Origin of the sequence: Vibrio sp. HENC-03, from assembly GCF_000305755.2 — a bacterium.
GTDB classification, from domain to species: domain Bacteria; phylum Pseudomonadota; class Gammaproteobacteria; order Enterobacterales; family Vibrionaceae; genus Vibrio; species Vibrio owensii.
This window is the reverse complement of the sequence record NZ_JH976049.1, coordinates 226,241-238,091: the sequence shown is the minus strand read 5'-3', so window position 1 is coordinate 238,091 and position 11,851 is coordinate 226,241. Positions and strand designations below refer to the sequence as shown.

8 protein-coding genes are annotated in these 11,851 nt (G+C 46.9%); all 8 read left to right on the top strand.

All coding sequences use genetic code 11. The annotated features are described in order from the left end of the window. Nucleotides 1–3 precede the first annotated feature (3 nt). From VCHENC03_RS23340 to tssM, 8 genes are read left to right on the top strand one after another with little or no spacing between them, the layout of a single operon-like run. The gene (locus tag VCHENC03_RS23340; protein WP_198158273.1) at nt 4–942 is read left to right on the top strand and encodes a type VI secretion system baseplate subunit TssG; all 939 of its coding nucleotides are present in this window, start codon (nt 4–6) and stop codon (nt 940–942) included. A gap of 57 nt (nt 943–999) precedes the next feature. Beyond that, nucleotides 1,000–3,606, top strand: coding sequence for a type VI secretion system ATPase TssH (tssH, locus tag VCHENC03_RS23345; protein ID WP_009704394.1), 2,607 nt, complete (start codon nt 1,000–1,002; stop codon nt 3,604–3,606). Between the two features lie 12 nt (nt 3,607–3,618). Continuing rightward, entirely contained in the window at nt 3,619–4,422 is an 804-nt protein-coding gene (locus VCHENC03_RS23350; protein ID WP_232310306.1) for an ABC transporter substrate-binding protein, read from the top strand. A gap of 3 nt (nt 4,423–4,425) precedes the next feature. Next, the gene (locus VCHENC03_RS23355; protein WP_009704392.1) at nt 4,426–5,364 is read left to right on the top strand and encodes a type VI secretion system-associated FHA domain protein; all 939 of its coding nucleotides are present in this window, start codon (nt 4,426–4,428) and stop codon (nt 5,362–5,364) included. After that, the gene (gene tssJ, locus VCHENC03_RS23360; protein ID WP_005451918.1) at nt 5,364–5,846 is read left to right on the top strand and encodes a type VI secretion system lipoprotein TssJ; all 483 of its coding nucleotides are present in this window, start codon (nt 5,364–5,366) and stop codon (nt 5,844–5,846) included. Before VCHENC03_RS23355 ends, tssJ begins: the two co-directional genes overlap by 1 nt. A gap of 26 nt (nt 5,847–5,872) precedes the next feature. Continuing rightward, nucleotides 5,873–7,204 carry a type VI secretion system baseplate subunit TssK gene (gene tssK, locus VCHENC03_RS23365; protein WP_009704391.1) on the top strand — a complete coding sequence of 444 codons (1,332 nt, stop codon included), beginning with the start codon at nt 5,873–5,875 and terminating at the stop codon, nt 7,202–7,204. 6 nt (nt 7,205–7,210) lie between these two features. Beyond that, entirely contained in the window at nt 7,211–8,464 is a 1,254-nt protein-coding gene (gene icmH, locus VCHENC03_RS23370) for a type IVB secretion system protein IcmH/DotU (protein WP_009704390.1), read from the top strand. Continuing rightward, on the top strand, nt 8,461–11,850 hold the full coding sequence (tssM, locus tag VCHENC03_RS23375) for a type VI secretion system membrane subunit TssM (protein WP_009704389.1): 3,390 nt from the start codon (nt 8,461–8,463) through the stop codon (nt 11,848–11,850). The genes icmH and tssM overlap by 4 nt, the downstream gene beginning before the upstream one ends. Nucleotide 11,851 lies beyond the last annotated feature (1 nt).

Genomic DNA, 11,851 nt, shown 5'->3' with positions numbered 1-11,851 from the left:
TAGATGATGTCGATGTCACTGATTAACGATTTAAAAGCGAACCCACATGAGTATGACTTTGCTCAAGCAATGCGATTGCTGATGCAAATGGCAAAACAATCTGGGCACAAGCTGAAGTTAGAGCTTAAAGCGGAAGCCATGCCTCATGGTGATGCCGACGATATTCAATACTTCTCGTTCAGTGACCACAGCGCCAAGGTTCGTATTGCGCAGCAAGCACTATCTGGCGCACAAGGGGTTATCCCAAACTACATCTATGAAGAATTGTTGTTTGCACTGCATAACGACGATCACGCACTGAAAGACTTTTTAGACGTATTCAATCAGCGCCATTTTGAACTTGCCGCGCAGCTAGAACTCGCTCCTCACCTCTTGGTGCAGAAAGAGTTGGCAAAAGACAAAACCAATTTACTCAAACAACTGGCGAACCTGAAACACGAACACGGCGCGCTGTTCCAGTATTCGCTGTTGTTCGCTCAAGGGCATCGTAACTTAGAAACGTTAGAGCAGATCCTTAACGACTACTTCCCTTACCAAATCGATGTGTCGACTAAGAGCCATGAACGTCGCCAGTTACCCGCGAGCTCTCTTACCCGTTTAGGACAGAAAGACGACTACAACAGCGGGATCGGGCAAGGTTTCCTCATTGGCAAAACGTGCATGACTTACAACCAACATTTGGTGGTGAGTATCCAGCCTGCCAACCGCAAAGAACTGCATCAAATTCATAGAGATACTCAGTTGGCGAGCCACATGCGCCGGCTCATTCAACATTATTTACGAGACGCCACGCCGATTTCTATTTATCTCAACGTTAAGCGTGCGTATCTCGAAAAACCAAGGCTGTCTGCTCAACCAGATCAAGCCGCGAAATTGGGTGAAGTGGATTGCCTCGCCCCAGAACGTAAACCTACAGAGCGGATTCGGATTCTTCTGAAATAGCTAGGTAGACACCGCGACGACAAAGAAGGTTATCGCGCAAAAGACAAGGATAAGGTTATGACACAAGTAACGCTGACAAATTTAGTCGCCAAGTTATCGCCAGAGTTAAAACGTGCATTGGAAGCTTCTGCGGGTGCAGCTATGAACCAAGGCGTTGCTGCCATTGAGCCGGAACATTGGCTGCTCACGCTATTGAATCAGCAAGACGCGCACTTAAAAACTCTGATTGATAGTCAGAAGATCAACCAAGATCAACTTGCTAGTGAACTGGCGAATCGCATCGAGCGCTTACCAAAAGTACAAGACAGCCAACCAACGCTCAGCCATGCACTGACTGAACTACTCAAAGACGCTTGGATGATTGCCTCCGTTAACTATGGTCATGGTGAAATCATCAGCCTGCATCTCGTTCAAGCGCTGTTGCAACAGAATGTCATGGGCGTATCGAGCAACAATCTCGAATCACTACAGAACGTGTCGACCGAGTCCCTGCAAGGTTTAATCAACAAAACGCCGGTGAAGCGAGCAACGAAACAAAGCACAGGTGAAGCAAGTTCAGCCGCAAACACCGCAAGCGCGAACGACGCATTAAGCAAGTACACAATCAACCTGACTCAACAAGCGATTGAAGGCAATATCGATCCGATTTCTGGGCGTAATTCTGAAGTAAGAAAAGCCATCGACATTCTTTGTCGTAAGCGCCAGAACAACCCTATTTTTGTTGGTGAGCCGGGCGTGGGTAAAACCGCTGTCGTTGAAGGCTTAGCGCTGAGAATCGCAGCAGATGAAGTGCCAAGTGCGCTGCAAGGTGTTCAACTCCATTCGCTTGATTTAGGGCTGTTACAAGCAGGTGCGAGCGTAAAAGGCGAATTTGAAAACCGCCTTAAAGATGTCATCAATGAAGTAAAAAACAGCGATGTACCAATCATTGTATTTATTGATGAAGCACATACGCTGATCGGCGCTGGCGGTGCAGCAGGACAAAATGATGCTGCCAACTTATTGAAGCCGGCACTTGCGCGTGGTGAGTTCAAAACCATTGCCGCAACAACATGGGCAGAATACAAAAAGTACTTCGAGAAAGATCCTGCTTTGACCCGCCGTTTCCAAGTCGTCACGGTAGAAGAGCCAAATGCAGAAGATGCCAAACAAATGCTGCGTGGCATTGCGGCTTCATTGCAAAAGCACCACGGCGCTTTTATTACAGAATCAGCCATTGATGCAGCGGTTAACCTATCTATTCGCTACTTACCTTCTCGCCAATTGCCAGATAAAGCGATCAGCCTACTAGATACCGCCAGTGCGCGTATTGCATTAACTCAAGGTGCAAAACCAGAAGTGATTGAAGCGTTAGAGCAAACCATTCGTTATCAACAGAACGAGCAGTCTGCCTTAGAGAAAGAGTTTGATTTGTTCGGCACAGGCGCAGAAGAAATTGCCGAATTGAAGCAAGAAATCACCACCAACCAATCTCAATTAGCGGGCTACCAAACGCGTTGGGAGCAAGAGATTACTTTGGTTGATGAGATTAAAGCGCTTCAACAAAGCATCACAGAAAGCGAAACACCAGACGAAGCTCAGCAAAGCCAGTTGAATGCCCTTCTCGACCAATTACGTGAGCTTCAAGGCGAAGAACCGTTAGTTAATGCGATGGTGGACGATGCGACCATTGCTCAAGTCATTTCCGGTTGGACAGGCATTCCCGTCGGCAACATGATGAGTGATGAAATCGCTCGCCTATTGTCACTGGAATCAGAGCTAGATAAGCGTGTTATCGGTCAAAACGTGGCGAAACAAGAACTGGCAAAAGCGATTCGAATCTCGCGTGCTGGCTTAACCGACAATCGCAAACCAATCGGTGTGTTCTTGATGTGTGGTCCAAGTGGTGTCGGTAAAACGGAAACCGCCATGGCGCTCGCCGAGCAGCTTTACGGAGGCAGCAACGATCTCACGGTTATCAACATGACCGAGTTTAAAGAAGAACACAAAATCTCAATGTTACTTGGCTCGCCTGCCGGCTATGTTGGCTTTGGTGAAGGTGGCGTGTTAACCGAGGCGATTCGCCGCAATCCTTATTCTGTCTTGCTTTTGGATGAGATGGAAAAAGCGCATCCGGGCGTTCATGACCTCTTCTATCAAATCTTCGATAAAGGACACATCAAAGACAGCGAAGGTCGCACGGTGGATTTCAAAAACACCTTAATCATAATGACTTCTAACGCCGCTGACCAAGCGATTTGCGATGTGTGTGATGAAAACGCCGAACGCATCAGCAACGATGAACTGCTTGAAGCGATTCGTCCCGATCTACAACGCTACTTCAAACCAGCGTTCTTAGGACGTACTACCATCGTGCCTTATTACCCACTCAACGATGATGAGTTGGCGAAGATCACCGAAATCGCGCTAAACCGCATTCGTAAAAAACTGGCAGAACAGTATCAAGCGAGCTTTACGTGGGATGCAGGTTTTGTGGATTTGGTTGTCAGCAAAAACACCGACCCTACGACAGGTGGTCGCGCGGTTGAGCAAATCATTAACCGCTCTTTGATGCCGAAGTTGGCAGAAGAATGCATCGCGCGTCTGAGCGCACAACAACCGATTAGCCAAGTGACGGTGACCGCAGCGTCGACGCCACAGGGCTTTGACCTGGATATTCAGTAGTAACGAATCATGATGTTTAGAAGCGTACATTCACCCCATCTCGTCACCACCTCGATACTTGTTCAAGAGGCGGCGGTCAGCTGTGGGGTGAGCTTTTTCCGCAAAATAACCAAGCTGGTTTCATCGCTGTTTATTTTGCTTGGTGCCCTATTCTCGTTTGAAGCATGGGCGCAAGTTTGGATTGGTCCCGACCGATTACTGCTTGCGACCCACAAATGGGCACCGTACCAAACTCACCAAAATCAAAACATGGATGGGTTTGCGCTCAACCGCATCAAATGCGCGCTGGGCGAAATGGGACAACCTTACCAACTGACCATGACGGAATGGTCTGACGCACAACTCCACGTACACAGTGGTCAACAGCATGGCTTTTTCGTCTCGCCGAAAACCAGAGAACACGACAGCTACGCAACGTTGTCTGCTCCCATTACCGAGCAAAAGTTGCGTTGGTATTTTGGTCCCGGTGTAGAGCCTAAGCTTGATGATTTGTCAAAGTTGAACCTTAAGTTCTCGGCAGAATTTGGCTCAAGCACATGGTTTTGGCTGAAACGTAATGGATACAACGTCGTTAAGCAGCCACGAGATGCTAAGGTTTTACTAAGGCTTTTAAAACAAAGAGAAATTGACGTCGCACTGGAAGATGAACGGGTGTTCCACACGGAAATCAGCCAAGCCTCTCTTCCAAGCGATTACTTCTATTCTCAAGTATTCGAAACTAAGCCAATGGGCGTGTATTTCTCTAACCGCTTTTTGGACAAATATTCTGGTTTCTTAACCGCTTTCAACACAGCGTTGGCTAAATGCGAGGGATAACAAGTGGCGATCAGCATACATTTGATTTCTGTACCCTCTGAAGAGGTGGTGACTTCAAGAGTCATCTATCTGCCCGAGTCTGGCGGGCAGTTTGGGCGTTCTGCTTCTTGTGAAGTGGCATTGCCCGATCAATCAAAACGCATCTCGCGTATTCACGGACAAATTCGTCTCACTGAAACAGGTTATTTGGTGAAGAGTACCGGCAAGAACCCGGCTCGCCTTAACGATAAAGCCATGGTGAGAGACAAAGATTACCCACTCAACGATGGCGACATTTTAAAGATCGAAAGCTATTCGATGTTGGTATCAACACTCACGTCGAGCAAAGCGCCTGTCGAAGAGCAATCCGATGATCTCTTTGCGACCAAATTCGACCTGCAACTAGAAGACAATGTCGATTTTCTCGATGAAGGAGATATCGTCGAACCCGTGAAATCGGAAGTTCATTACTCTCACCAAAATGTAATGAGCGATGACCCCTTCTCTTCCGACCCGTTCGAAGACATCGATGATGATGAACTGGCGGATCACTTTGAAGTGGATGAAGTGTCGAAACAGCAGCAAGCAATGGAGCGTTCTACGGAGATTGAGTATCTTCCGGGAGACCACCTTCCAACGTCAGAGCTGGAAGCCTCCATCGAAAAGCTGATTACGATTACCGAGAAGAATCAGCAATACCTTCGCAACCCACCGCTTGCACATGATGCTTTGTTTGATGCCTTAGATAAAACACTCGATCAGTTCCTCAACGAGTTCGCGCCAAACCAACTAGAGAATCAATTTAGCGAATTTGTGTCTGGCGGATTGTTCAGTAGCAAAGACAAAAAGTATTGGAAAATTTACCGCAAACATTTCCAACATCGACAAGACAACGGTGATTTTCGTCGCCAGTTCAAAGCGATGTTTATGGAAAACATGCAAAAGCAAAGCGAGGAAAGCTGATGAAGATTTGGCTTAGTTTACTCGCTTTCGCTTTGGTGGGATGTTCATCTGACCCAACACCGGTTGTGACGCAATATCAATTGGCGGTGAGCGCCGAGAAGACGATTAACCCAAGTGTTAACAACAGTACTAATCCCGTAGTAGTACGCTTGTATCAACTGACCGATGCACAGCAGTTTAAGCAATTGCCGTTTATCGATTTGTACAACGATGACGTGAGCCTATTAGGCGCAAACTTGGTGTCGAAACAAGTGCTGCCCGTGGTGATGCCAGACAGCAATAGCAAACAAACCTTAGACATCAACAAGACCACTCAATACATCGGCGTATTGGTGGAATTTGCCGAATATGATGCAAGCACGGCGACGGTAGTGACAACCACGCCTCAGGAAGAAGAACAATATATCCAGTTAAAGATCAGCGGTAACAAAGCAGCATTGCAAACCGTGACACCAGATTCGCCTTGGTGGGATGTTTTTTAACTCGAATCAGTAGATAGGGAAATCTCGTGGACGCATATAAAAAGGTCGTTTGGCAAGAAGGTATGTTCATTGCCCCACAACACTTTCAACAACAAGACAGATACACACAAAACTACGTCAGACAAAACGTCGAAACGCTTGCTGGTTATGCCCCTTACTATGGTGTGACCGACTTGGTGATCAATCACGATCTACTTAAAATTGGCAAGCTTTCCGTCTCTTCTAGCGCGGGTTTGTTCCCAGATGGCACGCATTTCGAACTGAAACGCGAAGTCGCCAGAGATGTGCCGCACGGTACGATTGAGAAAATGGCTTACTTAGCGCTGCCTGTTTCTCTGCAAGGCAATAATGATTACGCCAATGATGAATCGGAACAAAGCCGCTATCTCACACGAACCATCAATGTGTTTGATACTTCAACCTCTGAGAATGCCAGCGTTGAGGTAGACGTCGCACAGCTCAATATAGCGATAAAACTCGAAGGCGAAGACACTTCGGGCTTTACCCTGATTCCTTTCGCCAAAGTATTGGAATGCAGCGAAACGGGCGAAGTGATGCTAGATCGCTCCTTTATTCCTGCGTGTTTGCACTATGGTGCATCACAGTTATTGGTTGAACGTTTGAAAGAGATTCATGCCCTCACCTCTAACCGTGCCACCAGCTTGCTCAAACGTATTCAAGCCGGACAAGGACAAAAGAGCCCACAATCGATGATGCAGGATTACCTGTGGCTGCAAACACTCAACACTTGGCTTCCGTGGTTTGATTTGTCTTTGTCGAATCCAAAGTTTCAAACCCATCAGCTTTATTTGGAGCTACGCAAGTTTGAAGCGCAAGTCATGGCATCCACACCTGCAATTCCAGAACCATGTCAACCGTTGGATTTCCATCGTCTGTACGATTGCTTTAATCCGCTTTTTTCGAATCTGCGCAATATGCTCACGCTGGTTCAGCAAGACTCTGTGATTGAGTTCGCCTTCGACACTTCATTGTTTGAGCGACGCCGCTTGCTGCGCACCTTGGTAAAAGATGGTCACAACCTGTCCGATCGCCGATTCGTTCTCAGTGTCCGTTCTAATATCAGCAGCACCGAGCTCAACGAGTTGTTCCCTGCAGCAGCCAAACTTAGCAGCAATAACAAGATTGTCGAGATTGTGCGTAATGCCCTTTCTGGCGTGCAACTGACGCCGCTTCCTGTTGCGCCAAGTGAACTAAAACCGATGCAAGGCACAGCGTATTTTGAAGTGGATACGTCAGACCGCAATTGGTTAGAAATGATTGAAAACCGCGATGCACTGGCGCTGCACGTCGATACACGTGTTGGCGACCTAGAAGTGATGCTGTACGCACTGAGGTAGTAAGCTATGAACTATTTGGATGAAGATACCTTAGTTTGGGACAGCAGCGAAAACGACTTCGTAAGTAAAGACACCGACATGCCAGACGTAAAGTGGCATTCGGTCAACGCTGCTCAAGCCAATATAGGATTCTTACATCATTTCGATAAAGCCGAGAATCAGCTGATCAACATCAGTTCTGAGTTACTGGCTGTCACGCTCAAGATCAACACTTTGCCGGAGCCCGAAGACATCACCACGCTCAGGCATCAACTGGTGGCTTCCATCAATGAGATCAAAACCAAAGGCGCAGAGCTGACCTACCCAGTCGCCGTGATCGACAAGCTGTGTTTCTTGTATGCCGTGGTTTTGGATGAGTTGATTGTCTACACCGATTGGGGTGAAAAACGCGGATGGGAGAACAAAACCTTACTCAGTGAACTGTTTGGTATGCGCAACGGTGGTGAGCTTTTCTTTACTGTGGCAGAGAAAGCAGCGCGCCAACCGCACAAGCTGATCGACTTATTAGAAGTGGTTTATCTGTTTCTCAATATCGGGTTTAAAGGTCAGTACCGCGAAACGGGCAGCGAACAGCTAAAGAGTTTTACCTACCGCTTAGAGCAGATTTTAAGTCAGTACCGACAAGCCGGTGGAATCTATTGTCATACTAAGGTTTCGGTGCCTAAAACACGTAAACCAACGCGCAAGAAACGTTACCTTGTCACCACGTTATTTTTCCTAACTATCATTGGTTTGAGCGTTGCTCTGACCTATTTCTGGTACAACAAAACCAAACCACAGCGAGCACGAGATTTTGTCCAGCTTGGTGAGTACAGCCAACGCTATATTGAATCTGGTCGTGCGGAAGACATCGTTTATGTCAGCACTGACGACGATTTAAAAGGCAATAAAGTCGCGGTAAATACCACCCAACCACCTCGTCCAATCCCGAGCCAACCAAAAGCCGTGACGCCACAAGCGAAAACTTCAACGCCAGAGACGACGAGTGCTCTAGTCACGAGCTCTGCAGCGGACACTGATTGGCTGGTGCAACTTGCGACCTTCTCTAACCTTAAAAACGCCGAGAAATTTATCGCCCAACTGCCGACATCCAACTATCAACCTGTCGCGGATAACATCAACTCCTACGTTCGCGTCATCGTTCGATGTGACAGCTCAGAACAAGCGAAAACCATCAATAACTGGTATCGAGAGAATGCCAACGTCAACGGCTTAGTGGTGCATAACAAAAACAAACAAAGCGAGGTTGAGTCACAATGACGCAAGACAACCCAAACACACCAACAAGAAAAAAGGCAATCATTTGGAGCCTTGTTACCCTTCTCCTTCTGGCAATCTTAGGCGGCTTACTGACTTGGTTTGTTGCGTATCCTGATTTCTTATGGATAGGCGTCATCACGACAACCATTGTGGCACTGCTGTCTGCTGGGCTTTGCTTTTGGTTAATCAACCGCAAGGTGAAAAAGAGTCTTGAGCAAGACCAAGAACGTGCACTAATTATCAAACGATCCAAGTTACTCGCCTTCCACTTCAAGAAAATGCTCGGTGTACAAAAGCGTAAAAAGCGCTTAACCAGCCGTTACGATCAGCCGATTTACCTGTTACTCAGTGATAACCCAAGCAAAGACAAAAGCATCATCACGCAGATGGGTTACGAAGCTTATAAGGTGGATGACTTTGGTAACGACATTGAGTTTCCGATTCTATTTTGGCTCAGTGAACACTCAATTCTGATTTCCATCAGCATGGGCGAAGATCAACAACCGCTTTACTTAAAAACGCTGTGCCAGTGCCTAAATAAATGGCGTCCGAGACAAGCGATTAACGGCTTGTTGCTCACCACAGAAATTGAACAGTTAGTTGGCAATAGTGAAACCCTTTCACAAAAAGCCGACCAATTGAAATCGCAAATCAAAGCATTCAATCGTTCATTTGGTTTGAACCTACCTATCTACAATATCCTAACTAACATGGGTCAAGTGAGCGATTTCTGTCAGTTCTTTTCTGCGTTTGATGAAGCGAGACGCAATGAAGTGTTCGGCGCCACCAGCCCAGTGCAAAAACATGGTGGCATTGATGCCGATTGGTTCAATGACGAATACGACCATCTCATTGGTCAGTTAATTTCGAACATGAGCAATGCGTTGGGAGCGCAGCTTAACCAAGATTTCCGCAATGCCATTTGTGGTGCGCCATACCAATTTGGTCTGCTTAAACAGAATTTGTGGCACTTCTTACAGCGTTTGCATCGAGGTGACCAATACACAGATGGGCTCAACTTCCGCGGCTTCTACTTTACCCACAGTGGCAGTGATTTCGCACAGCATGATTTACTGGCGAACGTAGTCAATCAATCCCTCGGCAATGAGCAATATCAGCAACACCAACAAATGCCTGTTCAACAAACTTTGTTTGCTCAGCATTTGATGTCTCATGTCGTGCTAAATGAAAACACTTTAGTCGGGGTTAACCGCCATAAAGAGAATTGGTTGTGGTTCAGCCAAACCGCCTACACCCTAATTTGGCTCGGTTTATTGATTGGTACACTGACGATTCTCAAGCTCGACTTCGATTATCAAACCAATCGTGAAGCCAAAGCTGATGGCATGTTAGAGCGTTACAAAGAAGCGATCGCAGCACAGCCATACAGCAAAGAAGATTTGGTGGGCAACATTCCAAACTTGTACACCATGCATCGCATTTACGCGTTATATCAGGAGCCTGAACCTTGGTATACATTGCCATTCCTACCGAATGCGACCATCAAACCAGAAGTCGAGGCAGCTTACACCAAAGAACTGCAACAAGTGCTGATCCCTTCTATGGCGCACACCATTGAGAGCGACTTGTATGTGTATGTGAACTTGGAAGATCAAGCCAGAACGCTCGAATTGCTGAACGACTATCGACTGCTGTTTGATAAAAATCGTACCAACATTGAAGAGCTCAAAAGCTACTTCCTAGCAAACTTAGAGCACCAAGGCGAAGCGGACAAAACCAATGTAGCTCAGCTCAAAGTGCTGCTCGACGATGTGTTTAACCAGCACTTGGTGGCGACAACTGCCAATCAAGAGCTTGAAGGGCTGGCGAAGCAAGTCATCAATCAATCCAACATCGAGACGCTACTCTACCAACACATTTTGAACGATCATGCGTACGAGAAGCGCATCGATGTGCGTAAAGAACTGGGCTCCAACTTTAACCAAATATACCAATTCAAACCTGGCTACGTGGGTTATTTCGTGCCTTACTTGTACACACCGACTGGCTTTAACGAGCTGGATCTTTCAGTGGAATCCCCTCTTCTTATCGAAGCTTTATCCGCTTATGAAGGCATTGCAGGGCAAGCACCAAGCGCACTAGAGATGCATAGAATCAGTCACGATTTGAAGCGCATGTACCAGAACGATTACATCAATTACTGGCGAGATTTTATTAACAGCATCGAGGTGAAAACCATTTCCGGTTCTGAGCAGTTAAATGCCAGCTTGAACGTACTCAACAATGCCTCAAACAATCCAATGTCTAAGCTGTTTACCACCATCAGCAACTACACTTCGGTTCTTGTACCAGAGCCAAAAGATGCGAAGAAGAAAACCGATGAGGAGATTGCCGATGCTGCGCAAGACAACGAGAAAAAGGAATCCGCTAGACAAATCACACTGACGTTTAATGATTTCCACAAACAAGTGACGCCAGACGATCAGGGTAAGAAACCAATAGATTCCGTGCTGGAAGGTTTTGCGAACACGGCCAAATGGCTCGATCAGTTTTACAAATCCAACACGCCAGACAAAGTGGCTTACGAAACGTTATCTGCAGGTTTAAAGGCGCAAAACCCGGTCGCACAGTTGGCGTCATTGACCGATTCCCAGCCACCACTATCCGGTGAAGTGATTGACTATGTGACAGTGCAAACCAATGAGTTGGTGATGAACTTAGCTCACCAATACCTTAATAGTATGTGGAACACCGAAGTTTACCAGCCTTATGAAAACACCATCGCGGCTTTCTACCCGTTTAAGAAAAGTGCCGACAGCGACGCAAGCACAGCGGATGTTGCTGCCTTCTTTAAAACCGATGGCACGTTGGACACCTTCTATCAAACCATGTTGAAAGGCTTCTCGACAGAGCAACGTGCGCCATTTATGTCCGGCTTACTGCCAAATACTGGCTTTGCGTTAGATCCTGCGATTTGGCTGATGTTTGATAAAGCCAAAGACATTCGCTCTGCCCTGTTTTTGGCTGATCCAAAAAACGTTGCGATTCAATTCCAGATGAAACCAACAGAAATGAGCTCGGCGCTGACTGAGTTTTCCATTCGTGCTGAAAAACCGATTTTCACCTATCAACACGGTCCGATGCTGTGGACTCAACAAAGCTGGAAAGGCGATTCTGTCGCGCAAGATGCACTAACGGTGCGTCTACAAAAACAAGCAACGCCGATTGCCAATGAACAGTTTAAAGGCAGTTGGGCATGGTTCCGCTTGATTGAGCCGCGCGTCACTTCAACCTCTTCGCAAAGTACCCAGCTTGAGTTTGATTACAATGGCGACAAGGTTCGCTTAACGATTAAAACTCAAGGTCAGAACAATCCGTTCGTGCCGAATTTCTTTGCGGGCTTTGTGTTACCTGCGAGCATTTAGT

What these genes read in the sequence shown, in the direction of transcription:
- VCHENC03_RS23340 (WP_198158273.1), top strand. Translation starts at nt 4, where the DNA reads ATGATGTCGATGTCACTGATTAACGATTTAAAAGCGAACCCACATGAG.
- tssH (WP_009704394.1), top strand. Translation starts at nt 1,000, where the DNA reads ATGACACAAGTAACGCTGACAAATTTAGTCGCCAAGTTATCGCCAGAG.
- VCHENC03_RS23350 (WP_232310306.1), top strand. Translation starts at nt 3,619, where the DNA reads ATGTTTAGAAGCGTACATTCACCCCATCTCGTCACCACCTCGATACTT.
- tssJ (WP_005451918.1), top strand. Translation starts at nt 5,364, where the DNA reads ATGAAGATTTGGCTTAGTTTACTCGCTTTCGCTTTGGTGGGATGTTCA.
- icmH (WP_009704390.1), top strand. Translation starts at nt 7,211, where the DNA reads ATGAACTATTTGGATGAAGATACCTTAGTTTGGGACAGCAGCGAAAAC.
- tssM (WP_009704389.1), top strand. Translation starts at nt 8,461, where the DNA reads ATGACGCAAGACAACCCAAACACACCAACAAGAAAAAAGGCAATCATT.